Genomic DNA, 15,866 nt, shown 5'->3' on the forward strand with positions numbered 1-15,866 from the left:
TGCAGGGCACAAACGGCGAACCGTTGCGACCCAAATGGCAGGTTCCGAACATCTGGCCTGTTTGCTTTTCGACAGCAGCAACGCCGCAGCAATGCTTGTCGTCGAGCTCCCCGGGCGAGCCGCCCAATGCGCGCGCTACGTCTTCGAGCCGAGAGCCTGGTGATTCCAGGGCGAGCTGACTGCGTCGCACTCCACGGGTGGTCTGTGGCTCATTTGGGGTTGGCGGAGATAGATCAACTGTCCTTGGCGGAGATCAGGACCAATGGCCAGTTCGTCCGAGAGTGTTCATCCCTTGTATCGCGAGCGCAGATCCGAATCAGTTCCGCTGTCCATGGCCTGCGATCGTGCTGTTCATCAGCTACAGCCGAAAGGACTCGAAAACCGCAGGTTGAACACGGCCGTCGTCAGAAAACGCACCGACCGCAAAAGGATAGTCCACAGGGGCGATCCATCTAGCGGACGTACCTCCTTGGTGCTGGGACATTCTGACGTGACCGTCTGCTACGCTAGATTTCCCCGGGCGGCCCAGACCGGCGTTGCCGTGCTTACCAAGGTCTGGCAGCGATGCCGGTTTGGACCCGATGATGACGAGCCATACCCTTCCGCGCGACACCTGACGGCCCGAAGCATTGCGGGGCAAGGCCGCCGGCGCTTGCCGGCATTGGCCTACGCTTCGCCGGAATTCGCCTTAGCAGCCGCACCGCATCCGTAATAGTGCGCCGGTCAGCAATCGCTTACGGACGGAAGCCGCCATACACCATTTCTGCGACAGGTTGCGAAACTCGATGGTGTCGACGCCAGCAGTATCAGGCAGATGATCTAGCCCACCATTGCCCGGGCTCGAGCAGACTCGCGGCACTTCATGAAGCCGCGAAATGCTCGTATGGGTTATCGATCATGGTCAGATGCTCCGGATTGCTCAGATCGAATTCAATAATGCGTGGCACGAGCAGTCGGGCGTAGCGCGTGAAGGCGCTGGTTGGGGGAAAGCGGATCACGGTAGCGCATCGCGCAAGAAGATACATGTCGACGAGAGCGGAAGCTCCACCTTCAATTCCCATTTCCGCACTATGCAACGGCCCTGCGCGATCGGCCTGGAAACGTTTTGGTACGGCGAAGACATCGGGAAACATAACCGATACGTGTTCGAGCACCTGTGCACTGTCCGTGCACAGGAAGACCTTTACAGGCTTCGGATATGGCAAAGCCTTGGCTTTGCGGATTGCCATGCAGACCTGACGAAGGGCGAGCTCCGAATCGGCCCAGTACGGCGCATGCTCCATGATATTTTCGCCATTGCCGTGCCGAACATGAACGCCGATGATGCTATGGCCGCTAAAGTGTTCCCCAAAGAACGCGTCGATCCGTGCTCGAATTTCAGGCCTGAGTTTGATGTTCCGAAAGATCAGTCGTTCGGCTTCCTCGCCACAACGCCACATCAGGCAAGCGTCACAGACAATGGTGTTGGCTTCGTTATCGTCTCTTGACTGGAACAGTTCGGTCAGTTCGTCCCGTTCTCGGAAGATCTGCTCATCCGGGCGATTGATGCAGTCGATCGATGGCCTATTCCACCACCGCGGGAAGAACGGTCCGGGAAACGAGAGCTGGTTGACCCGATCATCGCAAATCACCGGCACTCCAGCGATGTCCTCAACCGGCTCGAAGAACACCGGAAAGGCGTTGCTGAACGATTGGTCGATGTAACAGGAACCGCGCCAGTCGATGACGAGCGTCCGCCCGGTCCGCTGCGCGTACGACCAGGCTGACGCCAGCGACCAGAGGCAATCACCAAAGCCGGTACGCCTCCGAGAAATAACAAAGCGTTCCTTTGTCAAATTATCAAACCCTTCTCGTTGCGCAAGATCAGTTTTGTGTGGCGTACCTACTCTTCTGCGATTCCGGTCCCCGCCAATGGACCGCTGCTCACCAGGACACAAGGCGATCAACCCGCAAGCCTATCCTCCACGGCACCGCGATCGGCAGGTCATGCAAAAGGCTTCCACGGAGCCCTCTTCCGCATTGCTCACCTTTTACGATCGCGCAGGATGTAGCCGAATACGGCGCTGATCCCAGAGCCCGCGCAGTTCGTTCACGAGTCCTTCGCGCCTAGTCCTGTCAGAGGTGACCCTTGCGAGAAGGTCGGCAAGAACAGCTTCCTTCTCTATTTGCATCAGCATGTCGAATAGGTCGTGCGAGAGGCGCACGCTGTCATGGCTGGAGTGGCCCATGCGGATCTCGCAGACAGTCTCCTGACGTTCTCGGCCCGCATGAGCGCGAACCCGGTAAAGCGATACATGAGGCGGCAGTGATACAGCGAGTTCAGTCCAGCTTTCGAGCGTTGTTGCCCGCTTCTTGACGAGGAAGGACCCGACCACAAGACCATCCAGCTCGGTGGACAAAAACGCCGTAATCGCATCGGCGACGGAATCTATGATCGGTTCAGCATTGTTGTTGAATGACGTATTAAGTAGAATCGGGACGCCTGTCCGGCTCTTGAACGCGTTGATGAGTTCCCAATAGGCGGCATTGTTCGTGCGGGAAACCGTTTGCAGCCGAGCCGTACCATCGATATGCGTGATCGCCCCCAGCAAAGCACGCTTGGAGTCGCGCACGCGAACGACGAAATTCATGAAGGGATATTCTGCGCGACCATCCGGCAACTCAAAGAACGCGCCTGCATCCTCCTCCAGAACCGATGGCGCAAATGGTCGATAACTCTCGCGCTTCTTGACCATCGCGTTAATCCGCTCCTTGTTTGCGGCGGGCCTCGGGTCCGCAAGAATACTGCGGTTGCCGAGCGCACGAGGGCCGAACTCGGACCGGCCCTGTACCCACCCGATCACGGCGCCATTAGCGATCCACTCGGCTGCTCTGGTTGCGACGTCAGCGGTCTGTTCCATCTCCAGGTGTCCGGCCCATCGCTTCAGTTCCTGTTCGATGCTGTCGTCGCTGCCGACATCTGGCCCCCAATAAACCGCCTGGAGTCGCTCGCGGGGCGCAGGCTGCCCGGCCTCGTTCGATACCATCAGTGCCGCGCCCAATGCGCATCCGGCATCATGCGCAGCCGGCTGCACGAAAATATCTTCGAAGAGGCCAGAATACAGGAGTTTACCGTTGAGAGTGCAGTTGTGGGCCACCCCGCCAGCCAGGCACAACCGTTTCATTCCGGTCGACTCACGGTAATGCCGAAGAATGTGAAACACGATCCGCTCCAGCGCCTCCTGCAACGATGCGCTCACATCGCGATGCTGTTGCGTGAACGGCATTCCCTTTCGCCGGACCTCGATATTGCGCAGCAATGCCGGGCCGATACGGTTGAGGTGAACGCGGTAGCCACCGTTTGCGGAGAGCTCATAGAATTGGGCAAAAAGCTCGCGATAGCGTGTGGGATCCCCGTAGGGAGCCAGTCCCATAACCTTATACTCGTCGAACAGGCCGTAGCCTAGGTATCGGATCGTCTCCAGATAGAACAGTCCGAGAGAGTTATTCTCTGGAAACGTCATAAGCTCGGTCATTTCGGTGCCCGACCCGACCGCCAAGAGACCCGAGAGGAAGTCGCCACAACCGTCGATCGCGAGAACCAGGCTTTCTTCAAAACCCGACATCGCCAGAGCGCTCACGGCATGGGCCTGATGGTGGCCTACGAATGACACCCGCGAGGGATCAATTTCGGTGCCGAACTCCGCCGCTAGAAGGTGTCGTAACAGCAGATTGGCATTTAGCGGAATTGAGCTCTCAGGCTGTGAGATGAACAGCCGTTCGAGCATCGCGTTGCAATAGGCTTCGGTGGCGTAAAACGCAATGCGATCGACATCGCGCAGCTCCACGCCCGCGGTTGCAAGACAGTATTCGATTGCACTGCTCGGGAGCTTATTCGAGTGCTTGATCCGGTTGAGGCGCTCCTCTTCGACTGCAGCGATCACGCGCCCGTCCTTGACAAGTACTGCGGCGCCGTCGTGCAGAAACGTGTTCGGTAGTTCAAGCGGGTTTTCATAGACCCTGTCGAGCCCGCCACTCAGTCCTAGACACAGCATGTTGTTCTCCATTCATCCTGGGAGGCCTCTTGGCCTATTTCCTATCGCGTGCTTGGCGAGTAAGCCGCACGTCGCCGCGGGGCCGACCAGGCCTCGCTGCGTACCGAGGCTCACAAGCGTCGCACGCGAATCGGAAGTTCGTTACGCCCGATATCTGATCTCGCGCATGCGATGCTTCCCTTAGGTCGTGTTCCACTCACCGCATCAGGCGTCGCCGAAGCAGCGCGGCCGCGATGAGGAAGGGAAACGCTGCGTAGATGAAGAGTGCGCCCACATGTAAGCCGACGCTCTCGATCGGACGACCGAGCATTGCCGGACGAATAAGATCGACCGAATGAGTCAGCGGCAACAAGGCCGCTATGCGTTGAAATGAACCTGGCAACTGGCTCATTGGGAAGATCGTCCCGCTCAAATACATCATGGGCGTGAGAATGAGTGACTGGTAGAAGATGAAATAGTCGTGGCTCGGTGCAAGGGCTGAAACGACCATTGCGAGGCTCGCGAACGTAACGCCAGTGAGGGCGATGGCTGGTAGCGCGTAGGGAATGGATGACCACTCCGCATAACCCAGCCCGGCGGCAACAATCGTGATCGCCGTACCGGCAAGCAAGGCCTTGCTCGCTGCCCATGCCACTTCACCGAGAACAATGTCGCCGAGCGTAAGGGGCGTACAGAGTACTGCCTCCCACGTGCAGTTTGTCTGCATGCGCGCGTAAGCCGCGTAGATCGTTTCGAAAGTTGCGGAGACCATCGCGCTTGCGGCGACCATGCCAGCCGCCAGAAACGAGATGTATGAGGTCCCCTCAACGCCACCGATGATCATTCCAAGGCCAATACCGAGACCGAACAGAGAGCTCATCGGCTCGGCCAGATTTCCAAGAATCGACGCCAGAGCGACTTTCCGCCAGACCAGAAAATTGCGGCGCCATACCGATATCCAGTTCCATGGATTGGCAGGGAGGGCCGGCGCAAAACGTTGCCACATCGTTCAGTCCTTCATCTCTCGCCCGGTTAGCCGTAAGAAGACATCCTCCAGATTTGGAGGACGCTGCAGAAGGCGGAGATCCGTTCGGTTGGCAAGCCGGACGCGCACCTGTTCTGGATCCGTGACATAACAGAACAGCGTCTCCCCGCTCACCTCAGCGCGCTGCACTTGGGGCCTGACCAGCGGCAGCAGTTCATGCGGATTACCACCGTAAATCTCGATGACTTGGCAGCCGATCTGCTGCTCGATCAGCGCATGAGGCCGGCCTTCGGCGATCTTACGGCCGTGCTCAAGCACGCACAGGCGATCGCACAACCGCTCCGCCTCTTCCATGAAATGGGTGGTGAGAAGAATCGTTTTGCCGCGCGCTAATAGCGCGCGCAAGCGTTCCCAGATCAGGTGACGGCCGTGCGGATCAAGGCCGGTTGTCGGTTCATCAAGCACCAGGAGCTGCGGGTCATTAATGAGGGCACGAGCCAGCGTCAGGCGCCGCTTCATGCCACCGGACAGTTGGCCGACGCGGGCATCCGCCTTGTTCTCCAGGCGGGCGAATTCGAGCAGTGCTGGCGTGACCGCTTTCACCTCGGCCGCGCTCATCGCGAAATAGCGCCCGAAAACCAGCAAGTTTTCGCGCACCGTGAGCTGAAGATCAAGGTTGTCAAATTGTGGGACAACCCCGATGCCCCGGCGCGCCAAGCGCGCATGTGTCGGCACCGGCTCGCCAAGCACGCATATCTTACCTGCGTCGGGCGATGCAACACCCAGGATCAAACGCGCAAGCGTGCTTTTACCCGCGCCGTTTGGTCCCAGCAGACCGAAACACTCTCCCGGCGAGACCGTAAACGAAAGAGCGTCCACGACGACCCTGTCGTTGTAGGACTTGCTCACCTCGAAAAGGTCGACTGCCGCGGTTGACATTCGCTTACCCCATCGCGACGGACGTTGTTCGCGCCGCTTCCTGGGTCGCGCGCCGTTTTGTCCAAAGCAGGCCGTCACACCATACGTGATCGACGCGTCCCCACTCGCACGCGGCGGCAGCATCCGGGAAGAAGCCGCGTCCATGCAGATTGGCGCTGGTATTGCAAAGCAGCGGAATGGCTGTGAGCTTTTCGTACTCGATGAGAAGCTCGGTCACTTTATGTGGAGAGGTTCTGGAAACCGTCTGTAGGCGGGCAGATCCATCGAGATGCACGACGGCCGGAATTTTGTCCCGCCATTCCGGTCGCGTCTGGTGATCGAACAGCATGTACGGATCGGGTACTCCAGGGCTAAAAATCTCCGCCGCGCGATCCTCCAGGCATATCGGCGCTACCGGCCTGAAATGCTCGCGAAGTTTGATGTCGTTGAGATGATCTTTCATTCCTGCCCAGGTCGCAGCTGCGAGAATGCTTCTGCCGCCCAAAGCTCGTGGTCCGAGCTCGGCGCGCCCAGTAAGGAAGACAACGGGCTTGTCGCCCGCGAGAATTGCCGCAAGTTCGCCCATAGTGCAGGGCGCGCTCTCCCATTCGGGCGGAACTTCGCTGGGACGAACGGCCGGTCCACTGTAGACCGACCATTCCAGAGCTTTAAAGCCTTGCTGTGCCGCCAGTGCAGAGCAAGCAGCACCGATGGCTGAGCCGCTGTCGTTCGGAAAGGGCGGCACCCACACGACATCGAACAGGCCGGTCCCACGAAATGCACTATTCCACTTAATATTCAAGCCACAGCCGCCGGCTATGCAGAGGTTACGCGCCCCCGCAAGATGCGAATGCCGCTGCACAACATCGGAAATTGTGCGAACCAGCAGACGCTCTAGAAAGACGTGAAATGACGCAAGGACGTCTTCGGCTTGCTTGGCCTTCAATCGCAGTGCGCACGCATCGAAGAAGTCGTGCAGAGCTTCAAGTGGCGATCGTGAGCTGTTGGTTTCTGCAAGCTCACGGCATGCGCCGTCAGCATGCGTGGCAAAGTGCGCCTCATAGAGCTCCTGAAACGTCTCGATAATATCCCCGTCGGGCGATCCCAGCGCGATATAGGCCATCAGCTTGCCGGCTATACCGAGATCCCAGCTGGTCCGGTCTGCCCGCCTGTAAGGTCCAAAGTGATGTCCTGCCGTCGCATAGGCGTGACCTATCATCGGAAACAGGCATTCGATGAAACGGATGCCGTGAGGCTCGACATAGTAGAGGCGTGGAAACATGCAGCCGTCCCACACCAAGCAGAAAGCAGATTGTGCGGATGTGGCAAACGAGCTGGCGCAGTACGCGGATGCTACGTGCCCGGTAACATGGGGATAGCTTTGATAAGGATATAGCTTCCCGTCGAGCAAGAGGCCGATGCGATCGCGGGACATCAGGGGGCTATCGCCTTGCCGTTCGACATACGGCGCGCCCTTGAGCTTGACGGTCGTCGGCCCACTAAGGACTTCAAACTGCGATTCGAACTCTCCATCCCAGCCATCAATGACGAACTGATCAACATCGTTCGGATCCAGCCCGTGCTCCGCCAAGGCGCTGACAACGGCATCCAGGTTGTCAATGGTTTGATAGCGCGGATTGTTGTTCAGCTTCTCCTGTTCGACACAAAATACCAGCCGGCCGTCCTCGATCAGAGCGACTGCCCCGTCATGCGTCAACTTGATACCGCAGATACGCATAGTGGCTCCTTTCAAGCTCGGCCGTTGGGAAGGACCGAAGATTGCTCCGGATTGCGAAAGCGAACCAACAAGCAGTCTTCATCGGCTGACTGCCCCTGGCACTGCGCGCGTTCGACCTCAACGAGCGCTTCAGTCAACATCGCGATGACCGTCTCGGCGCCAGCGACATGCCCCCATCGCCTGCAGGTGGCATCACGTGCAGATCCGAAGATCAGATGCCCACCTGGGGCAAGCATCTTCACCATATTGTCAATCGCGGTACGCATCCGGGTCATGTTTTCGAGATAGTAAAGAACTTCGGCGACCACGATCAGATCGAACAACTCTGCGGTCGAGAACTGCAGAATATCGGTCGCCGCCCAGCTGATATGCGACCACCTCTTGGTCCGCTGGACCGCTCGACCGATCGCTCGCGGCATAACATCGATGACCGTGAGTCGTTTGCAGTGAGGAGCAAGCTTCTCTGTGAATGCACCGGCCGCGCACCCGATCTCGAGGCCGTTTGAGACGGCGCCGTTCGACAGCGATAAGCGGAGCAGTTGGGTGTGACGCTTACGTTCGAACGGATTGTCGTCAAGCCGCCACGGGTCGTCGTTAGCCAGCTCCCGTTCTAGCAATTGATATGTGTTGTCTACACTCACGAGTTAAATCCCCTAAAAGCTGCTTAGTCAGTCTCGGCCGCAACGTCATCCGACGCGATCAGCCGCGAGGAGGTGCGCAAACGACCTGCCCTGCCAATTGAGCCAGGCGTTCCCGATCCTGAGTTAAGGCGTGGTCCAGTTGTCGCGTCTTCTATCGAGGCGTTGGAGTCACCATCGTCCGATTTCGCTACTTTGCGCGAGAGCCAGTCGCTGTTGCTCAAGGTACAGAGCGCGTAGGCCTTCATTGGGAGCAGGAGGAAGATGTTGATCGGGGTGTGCAGCGCGAATCCGAGAAATCGAAGCTCGCCGGCGCGAAGGGCCGCCACGCTGCATCGAACCATGGTCATCACGACGATGGTCAGACCGGTCCACCAGGGCACGCTGTCCGTGAGCGCGAGCTGAGCGATCGCGGCAATCGACGAGATGGCGAGCAGCAGCGGCCCGAGGTTCTGTCCGAGCACATCGAGCGTGAGGTACCGATCGAGGCCGGGCAGCAGGTGCAAACCGAGCAGCGTGTCGCGGTAAGTGCTCCGCGCCCAGCGGAGCTGTTGCCGCAGATATGGCAAGAGCTTGTCCGGGACCACCGTGGCGGCGATGGCGTCCGGAACGTACTCGGTTCGAAATCCTGCCTTGAGCATGAGGATCGTCAGATGGCGGTCCTCGCCGAAGTCGCTCGGCTTTCCCCGGAAAAACTGCGTTTCGTACTGGTCGAGCAGCAACATGAGCGCGGAACGGCGGTACATGGCACACGGCCCACAGCAGCACATGACCGCACCAAAGCGCGTCTGAGCCGCGCGCTCCTCGTTGCACGCCAACCAGTACTCCATGTCGATCAATCCGGTCAGCCAGCTGGCGTTGCGGTTGCTGGCCGTCAATTGGCCCATGGCGGCGCCGACGGCTGGATCCTGCATCTTGCGTACGAGCTTGCTGACAACATCGCTGGCGATTTCCGTGTCGGAATCGACGTTGAGCACGAGATCGCCAAATGACCGGCGTATCGCGGCAATCTGCGCCTTGCGCTTTCCAACGTTGCTTTGCAGCAGAATGACGCGGACCCTTGGGTCATGTGCGTAGCTTGCGTGCACGTGTGCCACTGCACCGACATTTGCGGAGCCGTCATCGACCACATAGACGTGCAATCGCCCTGGGTAGTCCTGGCTTGCAATAGACTTCAGGCAGGCCGCCAGCGTGCGCGGGTCCTCGTTGAAGCAGGGCACGATGACATCCACGCTGGGCAGAGCACCGGTGTTGACCGGGTCATACGGCGGCAGTGAGGCGTCGGTTCGCAGCGCATAAAGCGCCTGCGCGCTTTTATGGACGCTGGAGAGCAACGCGTAGGAGGCAACAGCAACGGTGCTGATGGTGGCAAGCAAGGTCATGGGCATTGATCGATTCGGTTAGGTTGAGGAAGCGACCGGATTGCAAATCCACGGTCATGCAGTGCTGGAACGAGCTGGGCGAGTGCCATTACGGTCTGGTCGCGCCGACCAGCATGAGGGCGGCGTCCCAGCTCGTCGGGGGGGCATCCGTCGTGCAGGAGCACGATTGCACCCGGCTGGAGCGAGGCCAGCACTGCGGCAACAATCGCCTCGACGCCGGGACGAGCCCAGTCTTGCGGATCGACTGACCAGTGCAGGGCGGCCAGATCGGCCTTCGCCGACGCGGCGAGGGCCTCCTTGGACCATATCCCGTAGGGCGCACGCATGTGCCGCACAGAGGCTTGGGGGCAGGCCATTCCAATGACCTTGTTCGTTGTGAGGATCTCGTATTCCACCTCATCCGGCATGCATTTGGACAATTCCGGGTGCGTCATTGTGTGGTTTGCGATTTCGTGCCCTTCGGCAATGATGCGCTGGATCAGCTCCGGCTGGCCCGCTGCATATGCACCGATCACGCAGAAGGTGGCGGGGGCCCGATGCTGGGCCAGCACGTCCAGAATAGCCGGCGTGCAATGCGGGTTTGGACCATCATCAAAGGTCAGATAGACGCAGTGCTCTCCGCCGGCCTCAGCGTAGTCGCTCCGCGCTTCTGTCAGGTCGTTTGTTGACGTCACAGCTCTGGCCCGTTTCGTTCAATCATCTCACCGGCCGGCCATTCGCTCATTGGCCTGGCAATCGGCAAAACTAGGCCGACCACGTCCTCCACGCGCGTCGGAGGCACAGTGAGATAGATGTCCGGACGAGCAGACCGAACGCGGAGCCCTGGCAGAACAGTCGCCAAGCCCTGTCGCCCGAGCAGTCTGGTAATATGTTTCTGCAGGGCAGATCGGACTGTGCCAAAGCCGAATGGCACGCCAAGATCCCGCAATACGGGATACATCACGCGGATGGAGTGGCTTATTCCGAGCCCCTCGAGATCCGGGCGTACCCCGTACAATCCGAGCTCAGCCACGAGCAGATCGACCTCACCAACTTTTATGAAGCGGCGCAGTGCGCCGATGTGAATCGCGACGCCACGATCATCGTAGCCAATTGCCCGAATCTCAGGCCTTGCGCCGGCCCAGCTTCGATGACCTTCAAAGGGCTTTGCATTGAATTCCCCGGTCGGACCATAGGTCTTGCGGAAGAAGTCGGACAATTCAATATGGTCAGCAATTTGAAGCTCATTCTCCCAGCACAGCCTCCAACGAACTGGAGGGCGCGCCGAAACACCTCGTGTGGACCCGGGCGCGATCATGTTCATGGAGCGTAACTCCTATTCGCTATCTGGCTCTTGATGCAGGCCAGCAGTTCACCACGTTCGAAAGGCTTGCTCAGGAACTGGAGCCCATCTTGCAGGACTCGGCTCACGTGGTCTCCGGGGTGGTCTGTGAGCAGAACGGTGGGAATCGCGCCTCCAGATGCAACCAGATGACGGAAAAGCTCGAGACCACTCATCACGCTCGACTGCATGTCCGCGATCACGCACGACGTGATCAAACGGTGGCCCGATTTCAAGAACCCGTCTGCGCTCTCGAACGGTTCGGGCACGTAGCCTGCGGAAAACACCACATCCGTGAGAGCTTCACGCACTGACCGATCTGTATTGACAATGCAGACGACGTCGAGCGTGTGCGCAACTCGCATCAGATTCGCAAAGGACGCCTTCGCTTGCATGTTCCGCACGATTTCACCCCAGCAAGGACGCAATCCAATCGACTGCGACCACAACACATTCGGCACCCGCAACCGGAAGGGTCCGACTGGGTGGAAATCTACGGCCAAGCTGAGCGTTCGCTCAATTCTACGGCGGTACACGGCCGATATAGAATGGGTTGGCAAAGCCAAACGATGGTTTGCTCGTCGTATACGCCAACGCAAGTTTGCGGATCCGCACCGTCCGAACTCGGCGAGATATGGCTTGCGCAACATGCGCGAACCTGCGACCGCACGGTCCAGACGTCTTGATCGATCCCTTGCGCTGGGCTTAGACGCGCAACGATTTGTAACCATTCTGATCGATCTGACTTCTCGCTATACGATCGTTTGCTATCCTCATTCGGTACAAATGGTAAAATCGATTGTGTCGATAGAACACATTCACACCGTGGATCACTCAGGATTATGCGTTTCAAGGGCCTCGATCTGAATCTCCTCGTCGCGTTCGACGCCCTGGTGACGCAAGGCAGCCTCACCTCGGCGGCAAGAAGCATCAACCTCAGTCAACCCGCCATGAGTGCCGCCGTCGCGCGGCTTCGCACTTACTTTCGCGATGAGCTATTCACGATGAGGGGCCGAAAACTGGTTCCAACGCCGCGGGCTGAAGCGCTTGCAGCCCCGATTCGCGAGGCTCTCGCTCACATTCAGCTCTCCATCATTTCTCCAGACGACTTCAATCCGTCCCAATCCAATCGGCGATTCAGGATCATCCTGTCCGACTTCATGACTGTCGTATTTTTTCGAAAAATCGTGGACCGCGTTGTGCGGGAGGCTCCTAGAATCTGCTTCGAATTGCTGCCACCTTCAGAGGAACCCGATGAGCTTCTCCGGCGCGGTGAAGTTGATTTTCTGATGTATCCGGAGATGTTTATGTCGAGTGCGCATCCAAAGGTGGCACTGTTCGAGGACTCTTTCGTTTGCGTGGGCTGCCCCTTGAACAAGCAGCTAGCATCGCGACTCACGTTCGAGAACTACATGTCAATCGGGCACGTGGAAGCTCAATTTGGACGTTTCTTGAGGCCCTCTTTCCGCGAATGGCTCTTGCTCGAGCATGGTTTCAAAATACGCACCGAGGTCGCTGTGCAGGGTTTTGGTATGATTCCGCCTATGTTATTGGGCACCAACCGTATAGCGAGCATGCCCTCAAGACTCGTCAGCCATTTCGCCGATACGATGCCCCTGCGGGTTCTAGAACCTCCGTTGCGACTTCTCACATTCACCGAAGCCGTCCAATGGCCCGCCATTCATAATACTGACCCTGCAAGCATTTGGATGCGAAACATATTCTTCCAAGAGGCATCCACGATGGTCTCTCCGCCCGAGACTAGCCAGTGTCACAGCCCGTTGTAGGATTGTTCGGGCCGCTTGCGACCTGCTCTCGGTTAACCACATCTACGCCGGGCTCGAAGCTTCGGTCCTCTGGCTGACGTTGGGCAAGGTCGAAATTGGCGCGCTTGAGCGCGGTGTGATCGGATCGTTGGCGCTATTTATCTCGCGCTGTCATGACGATCTTGTGCCTCATACAGCTCGCTCGGCGGCGCTCCGCAATGATTTTCCGCTGATCCGGACCGGCTGCATCGCATCGTTCCACGTGAGCTGAGTTCAGAGCTCGCGAAAATGACCCGACCCCGTGAACGATATCTGGCCTCAGCACTATAATCCCCTAAATCGCACACCGCGTCAGGTTCTAGACCAACACCTGCGATCGAGGCTGCAACGTGGATGCTGATAGCGCACCCGCACCGCTCTTCGCCTGACAGTGGGCATTGTCCTTACCGGCAACTGTCCCGGCGACCGAAGTAATGCCGAAGGTCGCCAGTAGCTAGTCGGCCAGGTGGCGGGCGACCTACACGGGAGATGCCCGCTCGTTCGCGTCGAGCCAGCTTGTTCTACCGAACGCAGGGAGAGCGGAACCTGCAAGTGAGAGGCGTTGCGCAAGGCTGGAATGGAGATTGGGACACGTCATCCTAACGGCGCTTATCTTGCTCTTTTTGTACTCGTTCCCGCATGATCGAGCGCAACCGCAAAGTCGCTCGCCGCAGGATCAACCTGGATCTACCGGCCATGAGCTCGCGGCATTGTCCCGCTCCGCGTGTTTCGGTGATGAGTGGTTTATGATGAGAGGACGGCAACTGTACCGATGTCCGCGCACGGGATGGCTCGCCGCTCTCATTCGCCAAGCCCTGCTCCACCTCCAGCTTTGACCATCTCTGGCGACATGTTCAATCCAGCCAAATCAGATCGTGGGTGCTGGGTCATCGTTTCGGATCTCGCGACAGTCGTGTTGTTTTCGAAAGTGTCGTGGCGCGTGGCGCACGCGATGCCGCCGCCGCCAGCCTCGAGTTAGGGCCCCCTCACCGCTGCGCCCGAAGAGCAACTTCGGTGCGGTAACATGACTCGTCTATCTTACCCAAAGCCTCTATGTCCAGCGCGCGCACACCAAAGCGATACTGTTCGAGAATGGAATCGAGTGACTGAGCTTCCGGACGAGCAAGCCATTACCTCGACAACCGAACTGCGCTCCGCAACACTGATCCGGCACGCGTCTGGATATGCGAGTTATCGCTGTAGGAACCATGGCACGTCGTCGTTTCCCCGGGGTGTGACCGCGCGGCGCCGGGGACGCTCGTTGGCCCGTTTTGAGCGCCTCCACGTCCAACGGATACCGGAGCGATCCTTCGAGGCTCGGTCCTCAACCGCGAGCAAAGTGTGACCAGCCGCGCGAGATGCGCTTGCGTTGAGATACATGCCGGGAATGGTTTTGAGGCCCGCCTTGCCTCATTTCTCTCCGACGCTCTGCGGCCGCGGACTTGCACCGTTTAAGAGCAGCCATCCTCTTGTGGCATCCCAAAACCCGATGTGGCCATGCGCGAGCAACGCCTTCGCGCCCACAAAGCCATCTCAACCGGACTAGCAGACTGTCACAAAAGCTGCTAGGCGCCAAGCCAGCGGCCGCGCCACGATGTTCATAGACCAATCAACGCCCGGCTCGACGATAGACATCACAGCAAGGATTGCGACCGAAAGAAGGGCCCATCGGATCAGATCAGTACTGTGTCTGGGTCCGCCGTTTCGTGAAGCCGTGTCTCAAGATCACGGGGCTGCCTGCTCCTGCTTTCGCTTCTCATGCCGATCAGGCAGCAGATGGCCAACGCTGCGGCAGCATCCAGGAGAACTTGCACCGTTTCAGTTAGCGCGGTCTTGGAGGGCAAGCAAACGCCGTGTTGCACAACGGCATCACGCAGCCATCTTGTCGCATTCTTTCGCGCACGTCGCCGCTTCGTCTCCGTTTTGCCCCATCACAGCCAAACGGCTTCGCCACGTGCGGCGCGAGTGCGACAATGAAAGGAGCCTGCTCTTGGACAAGTCGAGTGGAGTCTACGATCCGGAGGATCTCGCGAAATTAGGAAATCTTTTCGATCAAGCAATCGCATCCTTACCGACCTGCATGCGAACCAGCGAGAATCGCGTGGCGATCGCCAGACTTGTTATGCAACGCGCAGCGAGGGATGAATTGGCACCGCTAGCGAACTTGATGCTTGCACTCGTCTCGGCCGCTTGATCAACAGCATGCTCTCAGTCCTTCTGCGGTTCGCAGCGAGAGACGCATCATCTAGACCAGTGAAATAGCTTGATTCTCACGTGGCGTCAGGTTGTAGGCTTGCAAATTGAGGACCATGACAAACGCCACACCACGACGGCGCCGATGGCGCATTGGAGAACTTGCAGAGGCGACCGGCGTAACGGTACGCACTCTGCATCACTACGAACACACCGGGTTGTTAACGGTCTCGGAACGCACCGATGGCGGTCACCGCATGTACGATCGTGAAAGCATACAACGCGTCTCTCAGATTCGCGCGCTGCGTGAGCTCGGCTTCTCACTTCCTGAGATCCGCAAAGCAATCGAGGGGCGGACGTCTCTCACGGACCTATTGCGCAACCATCTGGAACGGATTGAACTTCAAGTCGCGCGGACGACATTATTAAGGGACCGATTGCGCAATATGACGACGCAAGGTGAGACACAAGTCAGTGTCGACGAACTGCCGGCCACGTTAGATGCAATGTCACGGATTGAGAAGCGTACCCCCTCGGCCATCTGCACATGCGCCTCTAACGCTAGCCGCGAAGATCGTTGGCGGAAGATTCGCGACGAGCTACGAAGCTGCATGGATCAGGGCGAGCCTCCGTGCAGTGAGCGGGCAATTGCGGTCGCGTGTCAGGCCCGTTCGCTCCTGACCGAGATCGCAGGAGTTGATTCGACCGTCTCAATGATACTCAAGGTGCTGACGCGATTGACGGAACCACACAACCTCGCCGGCTGGGATGCCAGCCTCATGCGATACCTCGATCTCGCCCTCGCCGCGCTGGAAAATCAGCTGGGACAGAATTGACGCACCCTGCTGCGCACGATCTCGGTTGTCGGAATGT

The 15,866-nt window shown here is 58.6% G+C and carries 12 protein-coding genes; 2 read left to right on the forward strand and 10 right to left on the reverse strand.

The window, feature by feature from the left end; translation table 11 throughout:
- Window positions 1–860 precede the first annotated feature (860 nt).
- The 10 genes from ACVJ5M_RS44475 to ACVJ5M_RS44520 all read right to left on the reverse strand — a co-directional run bounded on the left by ACVJ5M_RS44475 (window position 861) and on the right by ACVJ5M_RS44520 (window position 11,390).
- A complete protein-coding gene (locus ACVJ5M_RS44475) occupies window positions 861–1,835 on the reverse strand; it encodes a nodulation protein NodZ (RefSeq protein ID WP_354079553.1) in 975 nt (324 codons plus the stop codon).
- 195 nt (window positions 1,836–2,030) lie between these two features.
- Entirely contained in the window at window positions 2,031–4,034 is a 2,004-nt protein-coding gene (locus ACVJ5M_RS44480) for a carbamoyltransferase family protein (RefSeq protein WP_354079627.1), read from the reverse strand.
- Between the two features lie 196 nt (window positions 4,035–4,230).
- Window positions 4,231–5,019, reverse strand: coding sequence for an ABC transporter permease (locus ACVJ5M_RS44485; protein ID WP_354079551.1), 789 nt, complete (start codon window positions 5,017–5,019; stop codon window positions 4,231–4,233).
- 3 nt (window positions 5,020–5,022) lie between these two features.
- Entirely contained in the window at window positions 5,023–5,937 is a 915-nt protein-coding gene (gene nodI, locus ACVJ5M_RS44490) for a nodulation factor ABC transporter ATP-binding protein NodI (RefSeq protein ID WP_354079549.1), read from the reverse strand.
- Between the two features lie 4 nt (window positions 5,938–5,941).
- Complete coding sequence (nodU, locus tag ACVJ5M_RS44495) at window positions 5,942–7,654, reverse strand: nodulation protein NodU (RefSeq protein ID WP_354079547.1); 1,713 nt, start codon at window positions 7,652–7,654, stop codon at window positions 5,942–5,944.
- A gap of 11 nt (window positions 7,655–7,665) precedes the next feature.
- Window positions 7,666–8,295, reverse strand: coding sequence for a nodulation methyltransferase NodS (nodS, locus tag ACVJ5M_RS44500; RefSeq protein ID WP_354079545.1), 630 nt, complete (start codon window positions 8,293–8,295; stop codon window positions 7,666–7,668).
- A gap of 23 nt (window positions 8,296–8,318) precedes the next feature.
- Window positions 8,319–9,674 carry a chitooligosaccharide synthase NodC gene (gene nodC, locus ACVJ5M_RS44505; RefSeq protein WP_354079543.1) on the reverse strand — a complete coding sequence of 452 codons (1,356 nt, stop codon included), beginning with the start codon at window positions 9,672–9,674 and terminating at the stop codon, window positions 8,319–8,321.
- Window positions 9,671–10,348: a chitooligosaccharide deacetylase NodB gene (gene nodB, locus ACVJ5M_RS44510; protein ID WP_456679750.1), complete on the reverse strand. Its 678-nt coding sequence runs from the start codon at window positions 10,346–10,348 to the stop codon at window positions 9,671–9,673. The genes nodC and nodB overlap by 4 nt, the downstream gene beginning before the upstream one ends.
- Window positions 10,345–10,977, reverse strand: coding sequence for a NodA family N-acyltransferase (locus ACVJ5M_RS44515; RefSeq protein ID WP_085399767.1), 633 nt, complete (start codon window positions 10,975–10,977; stop codon window positions 10,345–10,347). Before ACVJ5M_RS44515 ends, nodB begins: the two co-directional genes overlap by 4 nt.
- Entirely contained in the window at window positions 10,974–11,390 is a 417-nt protein-coding gene (locus ACVJ5M_RS44520; RefSeq protein ID WP_354079541.1) for a response regulator transcription factor, read from the reverse strand. The genes ACVJ5M_RS44515 and ACVJ5M_RS44520 overlap by 4 nt, the downstream gene beginning before the upstream one ends.
- Window positions 11,391–11,837: 447 nt before the next feature.
- On the opposite strand from ACVJ5M_RS44520, the gene ACVJ5M_RS44525 reads away from it, so the two are divergent.
- Both ACVJ5M_RS44525 and ACVJ5M_RS44530 read left to right on the forward strand, forming a co-directional pair.
- Window positions 11,838–12,782, forward strand: coding sequence for a LysR family transcriptional regulator (locus ACVJ5M_RS44525; RefSeq protein WP_354079539.1), 945 nt, complete (start codon window positions 11,838–11,840; stop codon window positions 12,780–12,782).
- A 2,327-nt stretch (window positions 12,783–15,109) separates the two neighbouring features.
- On the forward strand, window positions 15,110–15,829 hold the full coding sequence (locus ACVJ5M_RS44530; protein ID WP_354079537.1) for a MerR family transcriptional regulator: 720 nt from the start codon (window positions 15,110–15,112) through the stop codon (window positions 15,827–15,829).
- The last annotated feature ends 37 nt before the right edge of the window (window positions 15,830–15,866 follow it).

It is taken from the genome of Bradyrhizobium sp. S3.7.6, assembly GCF_054061875.1.